This is a genomic window from Enterobacter cloacae complex sp. Mu1197 (genome assembly GCF_040059225.1).
Taxonomy (GTDB): Bacteria; Pseudomonadota; Gammaproteobacteria; order Enterobacterales; family Enterobacteriaceae; genus Enterobacter; species Enterobacter quasiroggenkampii.
The window spans coordinates 3,139,946-3,162,111 of record NZ_CP157375.1; the positions used below are offsets into that span (position 1 = coordinate 3,139,946).

The following is a 22,166-nucleotide window of genomic DNA, read 5'->3' on the forward strand; positions in this document are numbered from 1 at the left end:
CTAAACATCACGCCTTCGGGTGATGCACCCGGTGGGTCAGCCCGCGCAGGAAATTACGCAGGAACTGGTCACCGCACTCGCGGTAGTTTTTATGATCCGGCGCGCGCATCATGGCGGTCACTTCCGGCACGGATACGCGAAATTTTTGCTCGGTCATGATCGCCACGATATCGTCCGTTTTCAGCGAGAACGCGATACGCAGCTTTTTCAGCACCGTGTTGTTGTTCACCCGACGCTCCAGCGCCAGCTCTGGTGCGGCCGGATCTTTGCCACGCTTATCGTAAATCAGGCCGTTCAGGAAACCCGACAGAATGATGTCAGGGCAGCGGACAAAGCCCTCTTCGTCTTCTTTGGTCATCCACGTGTCAAAACTCGCAGACGTGGATTCCATATCGGACAGCGCAAGAATGCGCACCATGTCGTTATTGTTCGCTTTCAGGGTGTAGCGCAGGCTACGAAGAATATCGTTACTTAGCATAGAGCCTTCGAATGTCGATGATGCAATGGCGCGCAGTGTACCAGCTTTACAGCCCAATCGCCTCTTTCAAACTCTTCAGGTAGCGACGGCTGACGGGTACCGTTTGTCCGGCACGCAGCACCAGCTCGGCCTGGCCGTTATCTTCCAGGCGGATCTCCTTCAGATGCGCCATATTCACTAGGTACTGACGGTGACAGCGAATCAGCGGCGTGCGGCTCTCCAGCGTGCGCAGGGTCAGCTCGGTAAACCCTTCGTTCCCTTCCGCGCTGGTGACAAACACCCCGCTCAGACGGCTGCTGACAAAGGCCACATCATCCATCTGCAGAAGATAAATCCGGCTGTGCCCGGTGCAGGGGATAAACTTCAGCGGCTGCTGGTTTTCCGGCAGCAGCGTGACGTCCTGGACCGTGCGCTCCTGGCGTAAACGGGTGAGCGTTTTATCCAGACGCTTCTCTTCAATCGGCTTGAGCAGATAGTCAAACGCGTGCTCCTCAAAAGCCTTAACGGCATATTCATCAAACGCCGTCAGAAAGACGATGTAGGGACGATGTTCCGGATCGAGCATGCCGACCATCTCCAGCCCGCTGATGCGGGGCATCTGAATATCGAGGAACAACACGTCCGGGCGCAGTTTGTGCACCGCGCCGATGGCCTCAATGGCGTTCGCGCACTCTCCCACAATCTCAATATCCGGCTGCTCCTGCAGCAGAACGCGCAGGTTTTCCCGTGCCAGCGGCTCGTCATCCACAATCAGCACTCTTAACATGCGTTTTCCTCCAGCGGCAGTCGTACGGTAATACGGGTAAATCGGTCGGGCTCGCAGGCGACGGTAATGCCACAGTCATCGCCAAAATGGGCGCGCAGGCGTTTATCCACCAGGCTCATCCCTAAACCGCCGGAGGCGGAAGGCTGATAAAGCCCGGCATTATCTTCAATATCCAGCACCAGGTGATGGTTGAAACGGCTGGCGGCAATGGTTATCTCCCCCGTTCCCAGCAGCTGTGATGTACCGTGCTTAATGGCGTTTTCCACAATCGGCTGCAGGGTAAAGGCCGGAAGATGCTGATACGCCAGCTCATCCGGTACGGAGAGCGACACCTGCAGACGAGACTGGAAACGCGCCTGTTCAATCTGCAGATAGGCATTTACGTGCTCAATCTCATCGGCGAGGGTGACGATCTCAGACGGACGTTTCAGATTTTTACGGAAAAAGGTCGACAGAAACTGCACCAGCTGGGCGGCCTGATCGCTGTCGCGGCGAATCACCGCTTTAAGCGTATTGAGGGCGTTGAACAGGAAATGCGGATTGACCTGGGCATGCAGCAGTTTAATCTCAGACTGCGTCAGCAGGGCTTTCTGCCGCTCATACTGTCCGGCGAGGATTTGCGCGGACAGCAGCTGAGCGATCCCCTCCCCCAGCGTGCGGTTGATCGAGCTGAACAGACGGTTTTTCGCCTCATACAGCTTGATGGTGCCCATCACCCGCTGATTCTCGCCGCGCAGCGGAATCACCAGCGTGGAGCCCAGCTTGCACTGCGGATGCAGCGAACAGCGGTAAGGCACTTCGTTACCGTCGGCATACACCACCTCGCCGGTTTCAATGGCGCGTAGCGTGTAGGCTGAAGAGATCGGTTTGCCCGGCAGATGGTGATCGTCGCCGGTGCCGGTAAAGGCCAGCAGCCGCTCGCGGTCGGTGATGGCCACCGCGCCGATATCCAGCTCCTTGTAGAGCACCTGCGCCACCTTCATGCTGTTCTCTTCGTTAAAGCCCTGACGCAGGATCCCTTCGGTCGAGGCGGCAACCTTCAGCGCCGTGGCGGAAAAGGCCGAGGTGTACTTCTCAAACATGGCGCGCTTGTCGAGCAGAATGCGCATAAACAGCGCCGCGCCCACGGTATTGGTCACCATCATCGGAGCAGCAATGCTGCTGACCAGGTGCAGCGCATCCTCAAACGGACGGGCAATCAGCAGAATGATCGCCATCTGCGCCATTTCGGCCACAAAGGTAATGGCACCGGCAGTGAGCGGGCTGAAGACTTTATCCGGGCGGCCGCGTTTAATCATGTAGCTGTGAACCAGGCCGCCAAGCAGACCTTCCACAATCGTGGAGATCATACAGCTCAGGGCCGTCATCCCGCCCATGGAATAGCGATGCAGCCCCCCGGTTAAACCGACAAGGCCACCGACGACGGGACCGCCCAGTAGCCCGCCCATCACCGCGCCAATCGCGCGCGTATTGGCAATAGAGTCTTCGATATGGAGACCAAAATAAGTCCCCATGATGCAGAAAATAGAGAAGGTGACGTAGCAGAGCAGCTTATGCGGCAGACGTACGGTGACCTGCATCAGCGGGATAAACAGGCGCGTTTTACTCATCAGCCAGGCAATGACCAGAAACACGCACATCTGCTGAAGCAACAGCAGCACCAGATTAAACTCGTACATACTCAAAACCGCACACGCTAAAAACGCGTAACATACACGGATGCGGCTTAACTTTCTTTGAAGCATCCCATAAAAGCGCAAAATCGTGTCCGTTATCACACCTTTTTCTGATTATCGCGCATGCTTCGCATTGTTTGTTCAAAAATCAATCAATCCTTCCTGGTTCGGAAAAGTGGGTCTACAGTTAAGCTGGGGACGCGTAAGCCAGGGGGCGAATATGGCGCTTTACACGATAGGTGAAGTGGCACTCCTTTGTGATATCAATCCCGTTACCCTACGGGCGTGGCAGCGACGGTATGGATTACTCAAACCGCAGAGAACGGACGGTGGTCATCGCCTTTTCAATGAGGCCGATATCGACCGCATCCGCGAGATTAAGAGCTGGATCGACAACGGCGTGCAGGTCGGCAAAGTGAAGTCCCTTCTGAGCCACGACGACCCGGATACGCAGCATCTCTGGCGCGAACAACAGGAAACCCTGCTGCGGCTCCTGCAGGCGGGCAACCTGCAGCGCCTGCGCGCATGGATAAAAGAGCAGGGCCGCGATTACCCGGCACAGACGCTGATCTCCCATCTTTTCATTCCGCTTCGTAGACGCCTGCAGTGCCAACAGTCTACCCTGCAGGCGCTGCTCAGCATGCTCGACGGGGTGCTGATCAACTACATTGCCGTCTGCCTTGCCTCGGCGAAGAACAAAGCCGGCAAAGATGCGCTGGTGGTGGGCTGGAACGTGCACGATACCACCCGCCTGTGGCTGGAAGCGTGGATTGCCACCCAGAAGGGCTGGCGCGTGGATGTCCTGGCGCACTCGCTGGCGCAGCTCAGACCTGAGTTTTTCGACGGCCAGACCCTGCTGGTCTGGTGTGGCGAAGTGCCGTCCGCCACGCAGCAACAGCTGCTGACGGAATGGCGTGAGAATGGTTACCCGGTTTATTCCCTTGGCCCGGATGAGCCATAACGGCATTTAATGGTTCATTAACAGCTGCGCTTCACCGTATAATTGTTCCGTTAACAACAGGAGCACATGATGAAGGCAACCAAACTGGCCATTATTACCCTTTTTGTCCTGATGGCCGTAAGCGGCATCGGTGGCGTAATGCTGGCAGGGTACTCGTTTATTGTTCGCGGCGGTGTCGGCTGAGGTACAGCGCCAGCCGCTCAAAAGCGCGATCGACGACGATTGCCGCCAGCGCGACCAGCACCGCTCCCTGCACAATATAAGCCGTATTAAACCCGCTTAAGCCGATAATGATCGGCGTTCCCAGCGTATTAGCACCGACCGTCGACGCAATGGTCGCCGTCCCGATGTTAATGATGACCGACGTGCGGATCCCGGCAATGATAACCGGTGCCGCAAGCGGCAGTTCAACCTTACGCAGCCGCTGGCCGCGACTCATCCCCACCCCTTCCGCCACGCTCAGCACGGACGCAGGTACCGCCGCGATGCCCGCCAGCGTGCCCTGCAGAACCGGCAGTACGCCGTATAATATCAGCGCAATGATGGCAGGCTGTTGGCCAAAGCCCATCACCGGAACCGCTATCGCCAGCACCGCCACGGGCGGAAACGTCTGTCCGATGGCCGCAATCGTCTCCACCAGCGGACGAAACTCCCGGCCCGCAGGCCGCGTGACTGCGATGCCCGCCCCCACGCCCAGCACAACCGCGATGGCGCTTGAGAGCGCCACCAGCCAGAGATGCGCCAGGGCGAGATTAATGAAGCTCTCCTGCTGATACACCGGCCGAGGCAGTCCGGGAAAGAGGCTGTTAAACAGCGCCGCGCTGTGGGGCATCAGAAACAGCAAAGCGACAAAGAGCGCTACCAGCCAGAGAAGCGGATCACGCAGTGCCTTCACGCGTCACCTCCCCGGCCAGCAGATCGCGAAAGTGTAAGGTTCCGCACGGCGCGCCCCGGGCATCCGCAACGGGCAATACCTCGCACTGGCGCGCGACAAACGCGGAGAGCGCATCCCGCAGGCTCATCTGCGCCTGCAGCGGTTCGCCGCTCACCGACACCGCATCCCGACGCATATAGTCGCTGACCGTTCGCAGGGAGAGCAGCCTGACGCCCAGTTCGCTGCGGCCAAAAAACTCGCGCACAAAGTCGTTCTTCGGCCAGGTTAATAGCTCAAGCGGCGAGCCCTGCTGCACCACTTCGCCATGATCCATCAGCACCAGATGGTCAGCCAGGCGCAGGGCTTCATCAATATCGTGCGTCACGAGTACGATCGTGCGTCCGAGAATGCGGTGAATACGGGTCATCTCCGCCTGCAGCGCCCCGCGCGTAACCGGGTCCAGCGCGCCGAAGGGTTCGTCCATCAGCAGTACCTGCGGGTTGGCCGCCAGCGCGCGCGCCACGCCCACGCGCTGCTGCTGCCCGCCGGAAAGCTGATGCGGATAGCGATCGCGCAGCGCGGGCTCTAACCCCAGCAGAGACATCAGCTCATCAACACGATCGGCGATTTTCGCCCGCGACCATTTTTCCAGCTGCAGCACGGTGGCGATGTTCAGCGCCACCGTCCAGTGCGGAAACAGGCCGATAGACTGTATGGCATAGCCCATCCGACGGCGCAGCTCCAGCACCGGCAGGCTGCGGATCTCTTCCCCGGCAAAGCGAATCAGCCCGCTGTCATGCTCAACCAGCCGGTTGATCATCTTCAGCGTGGTGGACTTGCCCGACCCCGAGGTGCCTATCAGCACGGAAAACGCCCCCTCGGCAAAGTTCAGGTTCAGGTGGCTCGCCGCCGGGCGACCGGCAAAGATTTTACTGACATCATGAAATTCAATCATTGGCTCTTCTCCCGAGCAGCGCGAGCCATAAGGCAAACAGTGCGTCGACGACCACCGCCAGCGCAATGGTGGGCACCACGCCCAATAACACCAGATCCAGAGCACTGCTCAGCAGCCCCTGGAACACCAGTGCGCCAAAACCACCCGCGCCAATCAGCGCCGCAATCACCGCCATGCCAACGGTCTGGACCGCCACCACCCGCAGGCTACGCAGCAGCAGGGGCAGCGCCAGCGGGAGCTGAATTTTCCAGAAACACTGCCGCGCGCTCATTCCCATCGCATGGGCGCTTTCCAGCACGTCAGGTGCGACCTGGCCTAAACCTGCGACCACGCCGCGCACCAGCGGCAGCAGGGCATACAGCACCAGCGCGATAAGGGCGGGCGTTAGCCCCGTCCCGGCAACACCGAGCGTTCCGAGCACCGGGAATGACTTCACCAGCCCGGCCAGCGGCGCAATCAGCAGGCCAAACAGCGCAACGGAAGGAATGGTCTGGATAACGTTGAGCACGGCAAAAACCCCGCCCTGGCGTGAAGGATGGCGATAGCACCACATGCCAAGAGGGATCCCAACCAGAAGCGCCGGAACGAGCGTACCGAAGAGGATCGTCAGGTGCTGCGCGAGGGCATCATCAAACACCTCCTGACGATTGGCGTACTCTTTTAACAGCGAGAGGTTGTTCAGTTCCCCGTTGAACAGCAGGAGTAAAGGAATACACCATATCTGCACATTGAGCACCCAGCGCCAGACGGCACTGGCGATGAGTCGACGAATGGCATCGCTGCAGGCCAGCAGGCAGAGCGCCAGCCACAGCCACAGGCCGCTGCCGATAGTGGTTCTCGCCAGCGGACTTTCCGCCGAGGCCATATGCGTCGCCGCCAGCCCGGCGCTCCAGAACAGGAGGATAAACAACCCTTCAGAGAGGAACAGCGTCAGCCACTGCGCCGGGCGTCCCTGCCAGAGCGACAGGATCACCCACGCGCCCAGCGACGCCACAAGCCACCCCGGCGTAAACGACCAGACCTGCCAGAGTGCTTTGCCCTCCCCCGACATCAGGCGGTTTGGGGAAACATTGACAAACGGTAACGCGACCGCTGCGATGGCCACACAGGCCAGCAGCAGCAGGACGCGGTTATGACATTTTATTGGCACAGCCTTTTCCCGTTACTTCACAAGCCCTTGTTGCTTCAGGAAGTCGGCGGCCACTTTTTTGGCATCCAGTCCCTCGACGGCAATGCTGGCATTCAGCTGCTGCAGCGTTTTTTCATCCAGCTTTTCGAAGGCCGGTTTGAGCCATTCTGCAATGTCCGGGTACGCTTTTAGCACAGCCTCGCGCACCACCGGGGTCGGCGCGTAAATCGGCTGTACGCCTTTTGGATCGGTCAGGGTTTGCAGGCCAAGCGCCGCCACCGGGCCGTCGGTGCCGTAGGCCATTGCCGCGTTAACACCAGAGGTTTGCTGTGCCGCCGCTTTGATGGTCACCGCGGTATCCCCGCCCGCCAGCGAGAGCAGCTGAGCCTGGTCGAGCTTGAAGTCGTAGGCTTTTTCGAACGCCGGGAGCGCATCAGGACGCTCGATAAACTCCGCGGACGCCGCCAGCTTAAAGTCGCCCTTCTCTTTCAGGTAGCGGCTGAGATCCGCCAGGGTGGTCAGCTTCCCTTTCTCCGCCACGTCCTTGCGCACGGCGATAGTCCAGGTATTGTTGGCCGGCGCCGGGGTCAGCCAGACCAGTTTGTTCTGTTCCGCGTCGAGTTTTTTGACTTTCTCATACCCGGCTTTGGCGTTTTTCCAGGCCGGATCGTTTTCATCTTTGAAGAAGAATGCGCCGTTGCCGGTGTATTCCGGGTAGATATCCAGCTCGCCGGAGGTAATTGCGCCGCGCACAACAGGCGTAGTGCCGAGCTGGACTTTATTGACCGTTTTCACGCCGTGACTTTCCAGCACCTGCAAAATAATATTGCCGAGCAGCGCGCCTTCGGTATCGATCTTTGAGCCCACCTTTACCGGCTCCGCCGCCTGTAACGGCAGGCTCAGCGCCGCCAGTAACACCGCGGATCCCAACATCCCCTTTGTAATCGTCATTCCGCTATCCTCATTTTTTTGCTGCCTTTTTCAGAGGCTTGAGAGAAAAGCGTAGCTTAAAACGGCGGAATTAACCGTCAAAATGCCTTTTTAGCATAAGGTAAGACGCCTCCCCCGCAGGACGGGGGGAGGCAAAGGAGGGAAAGGTTACAGCAGCTCGAACTCGCCTTTATTCACGCGGGCGGAGTCCACGCCGATAAAGACGTTAAATTTGCCCGGTTCCGCATCATATTTCATCTGCTGGTTCCAGAACTTCAGCGCATCCACGTCGATCGGGAAGCTGATGGTTTTGGTTTCCCCCGGCTTCAGGTTGACCTTCTCAAAACCGCGCAGCTGTTTCACCGGACGGCTCATCGACGCGGTGACATCCTGAACGTACATCTGAATCACCGTTTCCCCTTCGCGCTTGCCGGTGTTGGTTACCTCAACACTGGCGGTGACGTTGCCGTCACGCTTCAGGCTCGGCGACGACATTTTGACGTCAGAAACCTTGAAGGTGGTGTAGCTCAGGCCGTAACCAAACGGATACAGCGGGCCGTTCGCTTCGTCGAAGTAACGAGACGTGTATTTGTTCGGCTTGTCGGCGTTGTACGGGCGACCGGTGTTCAGGTGGCTGTAGTAGACCGGGATCTGCCCGACGGAGCGCGGGAAGGACATCGGCAGCTTGCCCGACGGGTTGTAATCGCCAAACAGCACGTCGGCGATGGCGTTACCGCCTTCGGTACCGGCGAACCAGGTTTCCAGGATGGCGTCAGCCTGCTGGTCTTCTTTCACCAGCGCCAGCGGACGACCGTTCATCAGCACCAGCACCAACGGCTTGCCGGTGGCTTTCAGGGCGGCGATCAGATCGCGCTGGCTCTGCGGAATGGTGATATCGGTCCGGCTGGAGGCCTCGTGCGCCATACCCTGCGCTTCCCCCACGACCGCGACAACGACGTCAGACTGCTTCGCGGCGTTCACCGCCTCGTCAATCATCTCCTTCGGCGTGCGCGGATCGACCTTCACCGCTTCCTCATACTGGTTGAGGAAGGTCACGATGTCTTTATCGTTGGTGACGTTCGCCCCTTTGGCGTAAACCACTTTGGCGTTTTCACCGACGGCACTCTTGATACCGGTCAGCACGGTCACGGACTGGTCAGCCACGCCCGCGGCAGACCAGCTGCCCATCACGTCGCGCTTGCTGTCGGCCAGCGGCCCCACCACGGCAATGGTGCCGGATTTTTTCAGCGGCAGCGTGTCGAGGCGGTTTTTCAGCAGCACCAGGCTTTCGCGCGCCACGTCACGCGCTTCTTTGCGGTGCAGGCGGCTTTCTGCATTGGTATCTGCCGGGTCAGACTCTTTCGGACCCAGGTGGCTGTACGGATCGTTAAACAGCCCCATGTCGTATTTCACGTTCAGCACGTGACGGGTGGCATCGTCCAGCTCCGCCATCGTCACCTTGCCGCTCTTCACCAGCCCCGGCAGGTACTTGCTGTAATACTCGTCGCTCATGCTCATGTTGATGCCGGACTTGAGCGCGACGCGCACCGCGTCTTCCGGGTCGGAAGCGGTACCGTGTTTGATCAGCTCTTTAATCGCGCCGTGGTCGGAAACGGTGATGCCCTTAAAGCCCCACTGGTCGCGCAGCACGTCTTTCAGCAGCCAGGAATCAGAGGTCGCAGGCGTGCCGTTCAGCGAGTTCAGCGCCACCATCACCGCGCCGCTGCCCGCATCCAGACCGGCCTTGTACGGCGGCATGTAGTCGTTGAACAGGCGCTGCGGGCTCATGTCGACGGTGTTGTACTCTTTACCGCCCTCCACCGCGCCGTAGGCCGCGAAGTGTTTGACGCTGGTCATCACCGAGTAGCGGTCCGCCGGGCTTTTGCCCTGCATCGCTTCCACCATGGTTTTACCCATCGTGGAGGTTAAATACGTATCTTCACCAAAGCCTTCCGAGCCGCGGCCCCAGCGCGGATCGCGCGAGACGTCCACCATGGGTGCCCAGGTCATGTTCAGGCCGTCGTCCGCCGCTTCATAAGCCGACACGCGCCCGACGGTTTTCACCGCGTCGAGGTTAAAGGAGGAGGCTAAGCCGAGGCTGATGGGGAAGACGGTACGCTGGCCGTGCACCACGTCATAGGCAAAGAACAGCGGAATTTTCAGGCGGCTGAGATCCATCACCTGGTCCTGCATCTTGCGGATATCCTGGCGGGTGACGGTATTAAAGATGGCCCCTACCTGCCCGTCTTTGATCATCTCGCGGATGGCCTCTTTCGGGTTATCCGGGCCGACGCTGATCAGACGCAGCTGGCCGATTTTCTCATCGACCGTCATTTTCTTGAGCAATTCCGTGACAAACGCATCCCGCGCTTCAGGCGTGAGCGGGTGATTGCCAAACAAATCCTCTGCCAGCGCAGGTTGCAGCGCCAGGCTGACGGCGACACCTACAGAACATAGCCATTTCATGTCGTTTTACTCTCTCATCAATAACCGCCGGACGATCTCGGCCATACCGTGCGAAAAGCGCAGTGTGCCACAAACCCTCCGATCGTTGCAGGGTTATTCTCTGATTTTTCTCGTGAATACTCGACCGCTTAACAGTTAATCGCGCTATGCTTTACAGCGAGAAATTTGCCCCACCACAAGGAGTGGAAGATGTCTTCTGTTCGAACTGACGATAACAAAACATTTATTAACGAACTGTCGCGCCTGGTTGGCTCCTCTCACCTGCTTACCGACCCGGCTAAAACCGCCCGCTACCGCAAAGGCTTCCGCTCCGGTCAGGGCGAGGCGCTGGCGGTGGTTTTCCCCGGCACGCTGCTGGAGCTGTGGCGCGTCCTGAGCGCCTGCGTCGCCGCCGACAAGATTATTTTAATGCAGGCGGCTAACACCGGCCTGACCGAAGGCTCCACGCCGAACGGCAACGATTACGATCGTGACATCGTGATTATCAGCACCCTGCGCCTCGACAAGCTGCACCTGCTGGATAAAGGCGAGCAGGTGCTCGCGTTCCCCGGCACCACGCTCTACTCCCTCGAGAAAGCGCTTAAGCCGCTGGGCCGCGAACCGCACTCGGTGATCGGTTCCTCCTGCATTGGCGCCTCGGTGGTCGGTGGGATCTGCAATAACTCCGGCGGCTCGCTGGTACAGCGCGGCCCCGCCTACACCGAGATGTCGCTGTTTGCCCGTATTGACGAAAACGGCAAGCTGACGCTGGTGAACCATCTGGGAATCGATCTCGGCGTGACGCCGGAGCAGATCCTCAGCAAGCTCGACGACGATCGCGTGAAGGACGAAGACGTTCAGCACGACGGCCGCCATGCGCACGACCATGACTACGTGACCCGGGTGCGGGATATCAACGCTGACACCCCGGCGCGCTATAACGCCGACCCGGATCGCCTGTTTGAATCCTCCGGCTGCGCGGGCAAGCTGGCCGTTTTTGCGGTACGTCTCGACACGTTCCCGGCAGAGAAAAAGCAGCAGGTATTTTACATCGGCACCAACCAGCCTGAGGTTCTGACGGAGATCCGCCGTCATATTCTGGGCGAATTCACTCATCTGCCGGTGGCGGGCGAGTACATGCACCGGGACATTTACGACATCGCCGAGCGCTACGGCAAAGACACGTTCCTGATGATCGACAAGCTCGGCACCGACAAAATGCCGTTCTTCTTCACCATGAAGGGCCGTACCGACGCGATGCTGGAGAAAGTGTCGCTGTTCAAACCCCACTTCACCGACCGCTTTATGCAGAAGCTGGGCAACGTTTTCCCGGCGCATTTACCGGAGAGAATGAAAACCTGGCGCGACAAGTACGAGCATCACCTGCTGCTGAAAATGGCCGGAGACGGGATCGCCGAAGCGCAGGCCTGGCTGACCGAGTTCTTCAAAACCGCCGAAGGGGATTTCTTTGCCTGTACGCCTGAAGAGGGCAGCAAAGCGTTTCTGCACCGCTTTGCCGCCGCTGGTGCCGCCATCCGATATCAGGCGGTGCATTCCGAAGAGGTGGAAGACATTCTGGCGCTGGATATCGCCCTGCGGCGTAACGACACCGAGTGGTTTGAACACCTGCCGCCGGAAATCGACAGCAAGCTGGTGCATAAGCTCTATTACGGCCACTTTATGTGCTATGTCTTCCATCAGGATTACATCGTCAAAAAAGGGGTCGATGCACACGAACTGAAGGAGCAGATGCTCGCCCTTTTGCGTGAACGTGGCGCACAATATCCTGCGGAACACAACGTCGGACATCTTTATAAAGCCCCGGACGCACTTAAGCAGTTTTATCGCGAGAATGACCCTACAAACAGCATGAATCCCGGCATCGGTAAAACAACGCGGAAGAAATACTGGAAAGAGAGTGCAGACGCGGAGCAGCGCATAACGCAAGCGTCTGATTAATTCCTACAGCCAAATTTGAGAGATTGTTAAGCGCTCCTTAATCGTAATAGAGTAACTGCTCATCGCCGGAGAAACGTTTCTCCGGCATTCGATAACGAGGAGCAGGCACATCATGTCGGCTATTGATGTTTTATCCGAGACCGAGCTGGAAGTGCGCGACGCCCTTCCCGATGATGTGCATGCCATTGCCGCGATCTATGCCTGGCATGTACTTCACGGGCGTGCGTCATTTGAAGAAGTCCCCCCAACCATTGACGAAATGCGCCAACGTATGAAAAGCGTGACTGAGAACGGTTTACCGTGGCTTATCGCGCTGTACCGCGGCATTGTGGTGGGCTACTGCTATGCCACCCCTTACCGACCGCGACACGCCTACCGCTATACCCTGGAAGAGTCGATTTACGTGGATGCCAGCATCACCGGGCGCGGTTTTGGCACGGCACTGATGGATGCGCTGATTGAACGCTGCGAGCAAGGACCGTGGCGGCAGATGATTGCCGTAGTGGGAGATGGCAATAACAACGCCGGTTCGTTACGCCTGCATAAAAAACATGGTTTCGTGATTGTCGGTCAACTGCGCAGCGTAGGCTATAAGAAAGGAGACTGGCGGGATACGGTGATTATGCAGCGCCCGCTCAACGACGGTGACTGGACGCTGCCGGAATAAACGCAGTGCGGTCTGGTGCCCTCACCCCGGCCCTCTCCCACAGGGAGAGGGAGAAAACATAAAAAACGGTAACATGCGTTACCGTTTTGCTTTTACCTAATCGTTCTGCGCCGTCGCCATCTGCTCGGCTTTCTGCTTTTTATACGTCAATGCCGCGGCCGGGACAGGCTGAACTTTTCCTGTTTCAATCCAGGTACGCAGGCGGCTCGCATCCGCGAAGTGCGTGTATTTGCCGAAGGCATCCATCACCACCAGCGCCACCGGCTTACCGTTAAACACGGTGCGCATCACCAGACAGTGTCCAGCCGCGTTGGTAAAGCCGGTTTTGGTTAGCTGAATATTCCAGTTATCCCGGTAAACCAGATGGTTAGTATTGCGGAACGGCAGCGTATAGGCTGGGTTCGCAAAGGTCGCCATCTCTTCACGGGTGGTACTGAGCTGGCCAATCAGCGGATACTGTTTGCTGGCAATCAGCAGTTTCGTCAGATCGCGCGCCGTGGAGACGTTGTTGATCGACAGCCCCGTCGGTTCAACATAGTGCGTATTGTTCATCCCCAGCGCTTTGGCTTTGGCGTTCATCGCGCGGATAAAGGCGTCGTAGCCGCCCGGATAGTGGTGCGCCAGGCTCGCCGCCGCGCGGTTTTCAGACGACATCAGCGCCAGCAGCAGCATATTCTTACGGCTGATCTCACTGTTCAGGCGCACGCGGGAGTAGATCCCCTTCATCTCCGGCGTGTGGCTGATATCCACTTTCAGTTTTTCGTCCAGCGGCAGATGGGCATCAAGCACCACCATCGCGGTCATTAATTTGGTAATTGAGGCGATCGGTCGCACAAGATCCGGATGGCTGGCGTAAATCACCTTATTGGTGTTGAGATCGACAATCATCGCGCTGCCGGAAGCAATTTGCGGCTGAGCGGCGGTAGCAGTCACCGCGGGCGTTTTGGCGACGGCCGGCACGGCAGCGGACGCACCCAGCAACAGCGCCAGGCTAAGTAAAGAGACTCGGAATTTCAGCATGGTGAGACTTCTGATAATTATTCACGCACGTCATAACGTACACCGCCTGGGTCGACGGATAAACTCAGGCTGGCTTCGGCATCATAGCCGTCAGCGGGCGTTGTCGCCAGAGGATAATCGTGAACAGATGCTGCATTGCTGGCATTTACGCCAGCAATGCAGTGCGTTTAGAAGAGACGGTATCCATAACCCCAAAGAATTACCGTCAGCGCCAGTAGCGCCTCCAGCACCAGCACCCCGATGGCAAGCGTTGAACTGGAGAAGCTCAGGCCCTCTTCTTTATTGATATTCAGGAAGGTTGGAACCCCCAGATACAGCAGATAACCGGTGTAAAAGAGGGCAATAGTACCGATCAGCGCGCACAGCCAGACCAGTGGATAGAGCGCAACAATACCGCTTAAGAACAGCGGAGTCGCGACATACCCGGCAAAGACCATACAGTGCGCCAGCGATGGACGTTGCGGATAGTTACGCGCCATCCAGTGAATGACCCGCCCCATGACCGCCACACCCGCCAGCATCAGGCCATAAAAGACGATGGCCAGATAGAGTCCGGTAAACCAGGAAAGCTGAACCACGGTGCCGTCACCGAAGTTCCAGCCGATTTGTGTCGTTCCGATAAAAGCGCATATTACCGGCACCGCAGCCATCAGCAGCACGTGGTGCGTGTAATGATGCGAGACCGTTTCGTTCTCACTTTTAATGACATGCATTTCACGATCGGGATGGGAGAAAAGTCCCCAGACATGGTTCATAGCGCCCCCTTGTTGTCGGCCCGTCAGCGATACCTAAAGTATAATGCAGGCTTTAGATTATTTTATGTACAGTGGGAAATTTCCGTTGATTTCCCCGCTGTTGATTCATGGGGTATATGATTAAACGAGGCACGCTGAGGGAGATAACAGTTACGTAATGGATATTAACGCACTCATTGAGCAATATGGATATGCCGCGCTGGTGATCGGTAGCGTGGCAGAAGGTGAAACCATCACGCTGTTAGGGGGCGTCGCCGCGCATCAGGGGTTACTGAAATTCCCGCTGGTTGTTGCCGCGGTCGCGCTGGGCGGGATGATAGGCGATCAGCTGCTCTACTTTCTGGGGCTGCGCTTTGGGCCAACGCTGCTTAAGCGTTTCGCAAAGCATCAGAAGAAAATCCGCCGCGCTCAGCGGCTCATTCAACGTCATCCCTATCTGTTCGTCATTGGCACGCGCTTTATGTATGGCTTTCGCATTATCGGGCCGATACTGATTGGCGCCAGCCATCTGCCGCCCAAAATTTTTCTGCCGCTCAATATTGTGGGCGCGATTGCCTGGGCGCTGATCTTTACGACGCTCGGTTATGTAGGGGGCGAAGTGATTGCGCCCTGGCTGCATAATCTCGACCAGCACCTGAAGCATTGGGCGTGGTTGATTCTGGTGGTCGTGGCGGTGATTGCGGTTCGACTGTGGCTGAAGCACCGGGAAAAGACGCGGGATGAGGAGTGAGTGCGGCCTGATGCCCTCACCCTAACCCTCTCCCACAGGGAGAGGGAACTAGAAACACCCTCAGCCTCAGGGAGAGGGAGAAAGGTTACTATCCCTCCGGCTTAAACTGCGGGTTCGCCAGCATAAAGCCCCCGTCGACGATAAACGATTGCCCTGTTGTATAGCTGGCATCGCTGTCACACAGCCACGCCACCAGGCTGGCAATCTCTTTCGTGTGGCCCGGCCTTGCCAGCGGGATTTCCGGCATTGAGCCTTCCTTCACTTCGCTGTCGTCCATGTCGTTCATCGGCGTGGCAATGGCACCCGGCGCGACGGCGTTCACCAGAATATTGTGCTTAACCAGCTCCATCGCCATGGATTTGGTTAACCCGCCGAGCGCGTGTTTCGCCGCCGTGTAGGCGCTGGCCTCCGGCAGGGGCGTGTGTTCATGTACCGAGGTGATGTTCACAATCCGCCCCCCTTCCCCCTGCTTCACCATCTGCCTTGCGGCTATCTGTGAACAGAGAAACGCCCCGTCCACGTCGACGGTGAAAATGTTTCGCCAGTCGTCAAACGGCATCTCGAGGAACGGCGCTTTGGTCATCGCCCCTGCATTATTAACCAGCACGTCCAGCCGACCAAAACGCGCAATCAGCGTTTCAATGGCCTCAGCGCCTGCCGGCAGCGTGCTTAAATCAAGATGGATAGCTTCCGCACGCTGCCCCTGCGCTTCGACTTCGTGGCAGGTTTCCAGCGCCCCTTTCTCATCCGAGTGCCAGGTGACGCCAATATCAAATCCGCGCTCAGCCAGCATCAGGGCCGTGGTTTTCCCAATCCCGGAATCCGATGCGGTCACAATCGCTACTCTGGTCATACTCACCTCCTGAAAAACTGCAAAGAGGTAAGTATAGATAATGGCCTTTTTTAGCCATGATGATAGCCGCCGCCCAGCGCCGAGGTCAGCTGCAGGGTAGCGTCGACATATTGCCCCTTCAGCAGCACGCCTTCGAGGTGCTCTTTGAGGGCCGGTATTCTGGCTTCACTGACCCGGGAGCCCGCAATAATCCCCGCGCTGAAACGCGCCTGAGCCAGCGCCACGACCCGTGCCGCATCTTTTTCAACCTGCTGCTGATGGCTGTTCTTCGCCATTAGCGTTTCGACTTCGCTGGCCGTGCGTGCCACCTGATTGACGGCCTCCACTACCGCTTTGTTGTAGTTGGCAACCGAGAGATTGTTCTGCGCCTGGGCGATATCCAGGCTGGCGTTAAGCCTGCCGCTGTCAAAAATTGGCAGCGTCAACCCGGCGGTCACGCCCATCTGCTGCGCGGATGAACGGAACAGATCGCTCAGGTGGAGGGCATCCTGCTGTAAGAACGCCATCAGGTTCACGTCAGGATAGAACGCTGCTCTGGCGGCCTCCACCTCGCTCATGGAGGCGTCGATATACCAGTGCGCCTCCTGAAGATCCGGGCGGCGTGCCAGCAGTTCATAGCCGAGCGTCGACGGTAACGAGGCTTCCACCGTCGGCAGGGCGTGCCGCGTCAGCTTCACGGAGGGGGCGTTGGTCAGCGCGACCAGGCGCGCCTCTATGGCTTTCATCTTTCCGTTGACCCCGGCCAGCTGCTCTTCGGTTTTGCTGGCGTTGATGTCCGTTTCGACGCCCTCCACGGAGGAGGTGATGCCGTGTTGATACAGCTCGCGGTCGGCGCCGATAATATTGTCCTGCTCATGTTTGATCTGCGCGAGGACCTCCCCCACGGCGGCCTGCGTTTGCCATTCCCAGTAAAGCCGCGCCACGCTGCTGGCCAGCAGCTGACGGGTCTGCTCCAGCTCCGCTTTTTGCGCATTCACTTTGCCTATCCGGGCTTCGACCTGCGCACGATTTTTTCCCCACAGATCGAGATCCCAGCCAGCGGTCAGGCCAAAGGTGCCGTTGGTGTACCACGGCCCGGTTGTCCCTGCCGCCGGGTCGGTAATGGCAAAGGGCCCCATCAGCCCTTCGGCGGACATTTTCTGGCGTTCAGCATCCGCTGAAAAATCGATCTGCGGACCGTCGGCAGCCATAACCGCTTTGGCCTGGGCTTCAGCGAGCGTAATGCGCTGAAGGGCAATCTGCATATCCGGCGCATCGCTTAATGCTTTCGCAATCAGCGAATTAAGTTCGGGATCGTTATATGCTTTCCACCACTCATTTTTCGGCCAGTCCTGATGAGCCAGAACCGTCTTTACCGACGCCGCCGTGGTTTGCGTTTTAATGGGAGATACCGTGGCATGTTCAGGCGCGCAGGCAGCCAGAATAAATGCAAAGGGAACACTCAGAGATAAAATAAAAGAACGTTTCATTACGCCATATACTCAAAAAATAAAGGCGCAAATTACGCTTGATTCTGTTTGTTTTTTTAGTAATGCGTGGCAAAGCGTACATTGTCATAGATTTAAATATACGGAAAAGTATTCACCGAAATTATTATTTAAATTTAATTATACAAATAAAAAATAATCAACCCGACAGCGTGAACGTCCTCTGTCAGGTTGATCGCGTTATTAAACTTTCAGCGACGCGCCTTTTGTCGCAATAACCTCTTTATACCAGTAAAAGCTTTTCTTGCGGCTGCGCGCCAGCGTACCTTTTCCACTGTCATCGCGATCGACGTAAATAAAGCCGTAACGCTTAGAGAGTTCAGCTTTTGATGCGCTCACCAGGTCGATTGGGCCCCAGCTGGTATAGCCCATCACCTCAACGCCGTCTTCGATCGCTTCACGCACCTGCACCAGATGGTCGTTAAGGTAGCTGATGCGGTAGTCATCCTGCACCGTGCCGTCCGCATCCGGTTTATCCTTTGCTCCCAGACCATTTTCCACGATAAACAGCGGCTTCTGATAGCGATCCCAGAGCACGTTTAGCAGGGTACGCAGGCCGATGGGGTCAATCTGCCAGCCCCATTCGGAACTGGCCAGGTGCGGGTTTGGCACCATGCTCAGGATGTTGCCGCGCGCCTGCTGGTTGAGGGCGTCGTCCGCGGTGACGCAACCCGTCATGTAGTAGCTGAAGGAGATAAAATCGACGGTCGATTTCAGCGCCTCGCGGTCGGCGTCCGTGACCTCAAGCTGAATACCGTTGTCGCGGAAGAAGCGCTGCATATACCCCGGGTAGGCACCGCGACACTGTACGTCACCAAAGAATTGCCAGGCGCGGTTTTCCTGCAGTGTTTCCAGAACATCTTCCGGCTTGCAGGTCAGCGGATACATCAGACCGCCCAGCAGCATATTGCCAATTCTGCCATCAGGAACGATCTCATGGCAGGCCTTCACCGCCAGTGCGCTGGCCACCAGCTGATGGTGGATCGCCTGATACACTTCGCCTTTGCTGCTGGTTTCCGGCAGGCCCACGCCAGTCATCGGCGCGTGCAGAGACATATTGATCTCGTTGAAGGTCAGCCAGAGCTTGACCTTTTCTTTGTAGCGCGCAAACACGGTACGGGCGTAGCGCTCGAAGAACCCAATAGTCTGGCGGCTGCCCCATCCGCCGTACTGCTTCACCAGCCCCCACGGCATTTCGTAATGCGACAGCGTCACCAGCGGGGTAATGTTGTGCGCGGCCAGCTCGTCAAACAGCCGGTCGTAAAACGCCAGCCCCGCCTCGTTCGGCTGCTGCTCGTCGCCGTTCGGAAAAATGCGGGTCCAGGCAATGGAGACGCGCAGGCAGCTAAAGCCCATCTCCGCGAACAGTTTGATGTCTTCCGGATAGCGATGATAGAAGTCGATGGCAACATCCTTGATGCCGCTGTCGCCCGCCACGCGCTCAACCACCGGGCCGAAGACCCCCTGCGGCTGAACATCAGAGGTGGACAGCCCTTTCCCCTCCTCCAGATACGCGCCCTCTACCTGATTCGCGGCAACCGCGCCGCCCCATAAAAAATCGTCCGGGAAAGTTTTCATCACGTTCTCCTGTTATTGATGGCTTACGCTGAGTAACGGCGCACCAGCATTGACGGACGTTGCCGCCACGGTCACCACGTCGCGATACTCATCGCTGTTACTGATAATAATCGGGGTCGCCAGGTCGTATCCGGCATCGATAATCGCCTGTCGGTCAAACTCCAGCAGCAGATCGCCGGGTTGCACCGTGTCACCGACCTTCACATGGGCAGTAAACGGCTTGCCGTCGAGCTTCACGGTGTCGATACCCACATGGATCAACACTTCGATTCCGCTGTTACTGAGCAGGCCAATGGCGTGTTTGGTCTGGAACAGCGAGGCCACCACGCCAGCAAACGGGGCAACCACTTTGTTATCGGAGGGAATAATCGCGGCGCCGCTGCCCAGCAGACCGCTGGCAAAGGTGGTATCCGGCACCTGGTCGAGCGCAAGAACGGTACCGGTCATCGGTGATAGCACATCGTTTTCGCCCGCGATGCCCCCCCCTTCTGGCGCGGTGTTTCCTGGCATACCGGCGACCAGCGTCAGGCCGCAGCTCAGCACCAGCGCCACCACCGTACCGATAATGCCCCCCCACAGCGTGGCGTCCACGCCGCCCGGCGGGATCATCTGGGCGACAGTAAAGATATTGGCAAAGCCGAAAGAGTAAACGTGGGTGTCACTAAAGCCGACAATCGCTCCGCCGATAGCGCCTGCCACGCAGCCAAAAATAAACGGACGACGCAGCGGCAGGTTTACGCCATACACTGCGGGTTCGGTGATACCGAAAAACCCTGCCGTCACGGATGAACCGGCCAGCATTTTCTGACGCGCATCGCGGGTACGCAGGAAAATGCCCAGTGCCGCCCCCACCTGGCCGAACACCGCAGGCAAGAGCATCGGCAGCATGGAGTCATGCCCCAGCACCGCCAGGTTGTTGATCATCAGCGGCACCAGCCCCCAGTGCAGGCCAAAAATGACGCAGACCTGCCACAGCGCGCCCATCGCCGCGCCCGCCAGCCACGGTGCCAGAACGTAAATACTCTGATAACCGTTCGCCAGCATCTGGCTCAGCCAGGTCGCCAGCGGCCCGATAACGAGGAAAGTCAGCGGCACGGTCACGGCAAGACAGATCAGCGGCGCGAAGAAGTTTTTCATCGAGGAAGGCAGCAGCCTGGTGCTCTGCTTTTCCAGCCAGCAGCTCGCCCACGCGGCGAGAATAATCGGGATCACCGACGAGCTGTAGTTGAACCAGGTGACGGGAATGCCCAAAAAGGCTTCCGACACCGCGCCCGGCTGCTGGCTGGCGTTGAACGCCGCAATCATCACTGGATGGGTGAGCGCCCCGCCGATCACCATGGTAATGAATGGGTTTCCGCCGAACTTTTTCCCGGCGGTATAGCCCAGCACCAGCGGGAAGAAGAAGAACAGCGCGTCGCTGGCAGCAAACCAGATTTTATACGTGCCGCTCCCGGTCGTGAGCCAGCCGCACACCACGGCCAGCGCCAGCAGCCCTTTCAGAATACCGGACGCGGCCAGAATGCCGATAAACGGGGTAAAGATGCCGGAGACGATGTCAATCAGACGGCCCAGCAGGTTACCCTTTTCACCCTTCTCTTCCACGACAGGGGCGTCATCGGTAAGGCCTGCTTCATTGCGGACAGCCTGCCAGACGTCGTGAACGTGGTTGCCAATCACCACCTGAAACTGGCCGCCGCTTTCGACCACCATGATCACGCCCGGATTTTTCTTGAGCCCTTCCGCATCCGCCCGTTGATTGTCTTTCAGTTTGAAGCGAAGCCGGGTTGCACAGTGCACAAGACTGACGATGTTCTCTTTTCCGCCAACGTGGCCGAGAATATCCTTCGCTAAAGCCTGGTATTCCATCTCGATTTCCTTACATCCGATGCCCGCAGGCACCTGTTGACTGAGTACAAAAAATAAAAAAACCCGAGAACGGCCTTCTGACGAAGGCCGCGCTCAGGTTTTGCCTGCGTAGTGCAGTAACAATCCTGTTTGAGGCTTAACGCCCCTCTTTTCTCACCCGCTCGATATGAATGGCGAGGAACATAATTTCTTCGGTTGTCAGCTCACGCTGATAGCTTTTGTTCAGGTGCTGTGCGATTTTCTCGGCGCATTTCCACGCCTTCGCGTAGTTGTCTTTGACTGCCGTATGCAGCGAGACATCGTCATCTTCCACCACGGTGCGGGTGAGCATCCGCTGGGCAAAAAACTTCAGGTGGGTGACAAAACGCTGATAGCTGAGCGACTCTTCGTCATACTCAAGCTGCAGCTGATACTTCACCAGTTGCAGGATCTCCTGCATCACCCGCGTCACGTGCATCACCTCCGGCATTTCGCTGTTAAGCTGCGCGGTGACCAGATGCAGGGCGATAAAACCGGCCTCATCCTCCTCCAGTTCAACGTTCAGGCGTCTGGCGATAATGGCCCGCGCCTCCTGCCCTAATTCGAACTCCTTCGGATACAGCCGTTTAATCTCCCACAGCAGCACGTTTTTGATGGCCAACCCGTTCTTCTGCCGCTCAATCGCAAAGTAGCAGTGATCGGTGAGGGTGATATACAAGCTCTCCTGCAGCTTGCCCAGCCGCTGCGCCGCTAGCCCGATGATGCGGTCGCAGGTGGTCATCACCTCCAGCGGAATTTGACTCAGCAGTTCTCCAAGCCGACGCACCAGTTCATCGCTTTGTAACGCAAACACCTTTTCAACCAACGCGGTATCCAGCGCTTCACCGAGGCGCTTCTGAAAGGCCAGCCCACGGCCCATCACCACCTGTTCGCGTCCGCGCTCATCCTGAACAACCACCACGTTATTATTGAGTATCTTGGCGATTTTCATCTGAACCCCAGAAACAAAAAAACCTGACCTCCGGCAGATGCCAGAAAATCAGGTTTTGCCTGCCTAA

The 22,166-nt window shown here is 57.7% G+C and carries 19 protein-coding genes and 1 pseudogene; 5 read left to right on the forward strand and 15 right to left on the reverse strand.

Annotated features, from left to right (window positions below; translation table 11 throughout):
* Positions 1-7 precede the first annotated feature (7 nt).
* From ABFV38_RS14765 to ABFV38_RS14775, 3 genes are read right to left on the reverse strand one after another with little or no spacing between them, the layout of a single operon-like run.
* On the reverse strand, positions 8-478 hold the full coding sequence (locus tag ABFV38_RS14765; protein WP_008500891.1) for a DUF1456 family protein: 471 nt from the start codon (positions 476-478) through the stop codon (positions 8-10).
* 46 nt (positions 479-524) lie between these two features.
* Complete coding sequence (gene btsR / locus ABFV38_RS14770; RefSeq protein WP_023325655.1) at positions 525-1,244, reverse strand: two-component system response regulator BtsR; 720 nt, start codon at positions 1,242-1,244, stop codon at positions 525-527.
* Complete coding sequence (locus ABFV38_RS14775; protein WP_024908145.1) at positions 1,238-2,923, reverse strand: sensor histidine kinase; 1,686 nt, start codon at positions 2,921-2,923, stop codon at positions 1,238-1,240. The genes btsR and ABFV38_RS14775 overlap by 7 nt, the downstream gene beginning before the upstream one ends.
* Positions 2,924-3,140: 217 nt before the next feature.
* On the opposite strand from ABFV38_RS14775, the gene mlrA reads away from it, so the two are divergent.
* Both mlrA and ABFV38_RS14785 read left to right on the forward strand, forming a co-directional pair.
* A complete protein-coding gene (gene mlrA / locus ABFV38_RS14780) occupies positions 3,141-3,881 on the forward strand; it encodes an HTH-type transcriptional regulator MlrA (protein WP_048224086.1) in 741 nt (246 codons plus the stop codon).
* 69 nt (positions 3,882-3,950) lie between these two features.
* A complete protein-coding gene (locus ABFV38_RS14785; RefSeq protein WP_008500895.1) occupies positions 3,951-4,064 on the forward strand; it encodes a protein YohO in 114 nt (37 codons plus the stop codon).
* On the opposite strand, the gene ABFV38_RS14790 is transcribed toward ABFV38_RS14785, so the two are convergent.
* The 5 genes from ABFV38_RS14790 to bglX all read right to left on the reverse strand — a co-directional run bounded on the left by ABFV38_RS14790 (position 4,039) and on the right by bglX (position 10,235).
* Positions 4,039-4,776, reverse strand: a complete 738-nt coding sequence (locus tag ABFV38_RS14790) for an ABC transporter permease (protein ID WP_048028250.1) — start codon at positions 4,774-4,776, stop codon at positions 4,039-4,041. The genes ABFV38_RS14785 and ABFV38_RS14790 overlap by 26 nt on opposite strands.
* Complete coding sequence (locus ABFV38_RS14795; RefSeq protein WP_348957487.1) at positions 4,760-5,710, reverse strand: ABC transporter ATP-binding protein; 951 nt, start codon at positions 5,708-5,710, stop codon at positions 4,760-4,762. Before ABFV38_RS14795 ends, ABFV38_RS14790 begins: the two co-directional genes overlap by 17 nt.
* Complete coding sequence (locus tag ABFV38_RS14800) at positions 5,703-6,860, reverse strand: ABC transporter permease (protein ID WP_348957488.1); 1,158 nt, start codon at positions 6,858-6,860, stop codon at positions 5,703-5,705. Before ABFV38_RS14800 ends, ABFV38_RS14795 begins: the two co-directional genes overlap by 8 nt.
* 12 nt (positions 6,861-6,872) lie before the next feature.
* On the reverse strand, positions 6,873-7,790 hold the full coding sequence (locus ABFV38_RS14805) for an ABC transporter substrate-binding protein (protein ID WP_348957489.1): 918 nt from the start codon (positions 7,788-7,790) through the stop codon (positions 6,873-6,875).
* A gap of 147 nt (positions 7,791-7,937) precedes the next feature.
* A complete protein-coding gene (gene bglX / locus ABFV38_RS14810; protein WP_348957490.1) occupies positions 7,938-10,235 on the reverse strand; it encodes a beta-glucosidase BglX in 2,298 nt (765 codons plus the stop codon).
* Positions 10,236-10,424: 189 nt separating this feature from the next.
* On the opposite strand from bglX, the gene dld reads away from it, so the two are divergent.
* Together dld and ABFV38_RS14820 are read left to right on the forward strand one after the other, a co-directional pair.
* The gene (gene dld / locus ABFV38_RS14815; RefSeq protein ID WP_262779729.1) at positions 10,425-12,173 is read left to right on the forward strand and encodes a D-lactate dehydrogenase; all 1,749 of its coding nucleotides are present in this window, start codon (positions 10,425-10,427) and stop codon (positions 12,171-12,173) included.
* Positions 12,174-12,285: 112 nt separating this feature from the next.
* Complete coding sequence (locus ABFV38_RS14820; protein ID WP_045908666.1) at positions 12,286-12,840, forward strand: GNAT family N-acetyltransferase; 555 nt, start codon at positions 12,286-12,288, stop codon at positions 12,838-12,840.
* Positions 12,841-12,936: 96 nt separating this feature from the next.
* Here the strand turns inward: ABFV38_RS14820 and pbpG are convergent, their stop codons facing one another.
* The gene (gene pbpG, locus ABFV38_RS14825; protein ID WP_045908667.1) at positions 12,937-13,860 is read right to left on the reverse strand and encodes a D-alanyl-D-alanine endopeptidase; all 924 of its coding nucleotides are present in this window, start codon (positions 13,858-13,860) and stop codon (positions 12,937-12,939) included.
* A gap of 167 nt (positions 13,861-14,027) precedes the next feature.
* On the reverse strand, positions 14,028-14,615 hold the full coding sequence (locus ABFV38_RS14830; RefSeq protein ID WP_023312454.1) for a Yip1 family protein: 588 nt from the start codon (positions 14,613-14,615) through the stop codon (positions 14,028-14,030).
* A 157-nt stretch (positions 14,616-14,772) separates the two neighbouring features.
* Between ABFV38_RS14830 and ABFV38_RS14835 the strand changes: the two genes are divergently transcribed.
* On the forward strand, positions 14,773-15,345 hold the full coding sequence (locus ABFV38_RS14835; RefSeq protein ID WP_008500905.1) for a DedA family protein: 573 nt from the start codon (positions 14,773-14,775) through the stop codon (positions 15,343-15,345).
* A gap of 88 nt (positions 15,346-15,433) precedes the next feature.
* Here ABFV38_RS14835 and ABFV38_RS14840 read toward each other — a convergent pair whose 3' ends face one another.
* The 5 genes and pseudogenes from ABFV38_RS14840 to bglG form a co-directional block, all read right to left on the reverse strand.
* Positions 15,434-16,198, reverse strand: coding sequence for an SDR family oxidoreductase (locus ABFV38_RS14840; protein WP_348957491.1), 765 nt, complete (start codon positions 16,196-16,198; stop codon positions 15,434-15,436).
* A 50-nt stretch (positions 16,199-16,248) separates the two neighbouring features.
* Entirely contained in the window at positions 16,249-17,667 is a 1,419-nt protein-coding gene (gene mdtQ, locus ABFV38_RS14845; RefSeq protein WP_348957492.1) for a multidrug resistance outer membrane protein MdtQ, read from the reverse strand.
* Between the two features lie 201 nt (positions 17,668-17,868).
* Positions 17,869-19,263: a 6-phospho-beta-glucosidase gene (gene ascB, locus ABFV38_RS14850; protein ID WP_045908670.1), complete on the reverse strand. Its 1,395-nt coding sequence runs from the start codon at positions 19,261-19,263 to the stop codon at positions 17,869-17,871.
* A gap of 12 nt (positions 19,264-19,275) precedes the next feature.
* A pseudogene (gene bglF / locus ABFV38_RS14855) lies at positions 19,276-21,236 on the reverse strand (PTS beta-glucoside transporter subunit IIABC); the annotation flags it as partial.
* Positions 21,237-21,265: 29 nt separating this feature from the next.
* Positions 21,266-22,099, reverse strand: coding sequence for a transcriptional antiterminator BglG (gene bglG / locus ABFV38_RS14860; RefSeq protein ID WP_348957493.1), 834 nt, complete (start codon positions 22,097-22,099; stop codon positions 21,266-21,268).
* Between the last annotated feature and the right edge of the window lie 67 nt (positions 22,100-22,166).

Coding starts and splice junctions, on each gene's coding strand:
- ABFV38_RS14765 (WP_008500891.1), bottom strand. CDS start 478: ATGCTAAGTAACGATATTCTTCGTAGCCTGCGCTACACCCTGAAAGCG.
- btsR (WP_023325655.1), bottom strand. CDS start 1,244: ATGTTAAGAGTGCTGATTGTGGATGACGAGCCGCTGGCACGGGAAAAC.
- ABFV38_RS14775 (WP_024908145.1), bottom strand. CDS start 2,923: ATGTACGAGTTTAATCTGGTGCTGCTGTTGCTTCAGCAGATGTGCGTG.
- mlrA (WP_048224086.1), top strand. CDS start 3,141: ATGGCGCTTTACACGATAGGTGAAGTGGCACTCCTTTGTGATATCAAT.
- ABFV38_RS14785 (WP_008500895.1), top strand. CDS start 3,951: ATGAAGGCAACCAAACTGGCCATTATTACCCTTTTTGTCCTGATGGCC.
- ABFV38_RS14795 (WP_348957487.1), bottom strand. CDS start 5,710: ATGATTGAATTTCATGATGTCAGTAAAATCTTTGCCGGTCGCCCGGCG.
- ABFV38_RS14805 (WP_348957489.1), bottom strand. CDS start 7,790: ATGACGATTACAAAGGGGATGTTGGGATCCGCGGTGTTACTGGCGGCG.
- bglX (WP_348957490.1), bottom strand. CDS start 10,235: ATGAAATGGCTATGTTCTGTAGGTGTCGCCGTCAGCCTGGCGCTGCAA.
- dld (WP_262779729.1), top strand. CDS start 10,425: ATGTCTTCTGTTCGAACTGACGATAACAAAACATTTATTAACGAACTG.
- ABFV38_RS14820 (WP_045908666.1), top strand. CDS start 12,286: ATGTCGGCTATTGATGTTTTATCCGAGACCGAGCTGGAAGTGCGCGAC.
- pbpG (WP_045908667.1), bottom strand. CDS start 13,860: ATGCTGAAATTCCGAGTCTCTTTACTTAGCCTGGCGCTGTTGCTGGGT.
- ABFV38_RS14830 (WP_023312454.1), bottom strand. CDS start 14,615: ATGAACCATGTCTGGGGACTTTTCTCCCATCCCGATCGTGAAATGCAT.
- ABFV38_RS14835 (WP_008500905.1), top strand. CDS start 14,773: ATGGATATTAACGCACTCATTGAGCAATATGGATATGCCGCGCTGGTG.
- ABFV38_RS14840 (WP_348957491.1), bottom strand. CDS start 16,198: ATGACCAGAGTAGCGATTGTGACCGCATCGGATTCCGGGATTGGGAAA.
- mdtQ (WP_348957492.1), bottom strand. CDS start 17,667: ATGAAACGTTCTTTTATTTTATCTCTGAGTGTTCCCTTTGCATTTATT.
- ascB (WP_045908670.1), bottom strand. CDS start 19,263: ATGAAAACTTTCCCGGACGATTTTTTATGGGGCGGCGCGGTTGCCGCG.
- bglG (WP_348957493.1), bottom strand. CDS start 22,099: ATGAAAATCGCCAAGATACTCAATAATAACGTGGTGGTTGTTCAGGAT.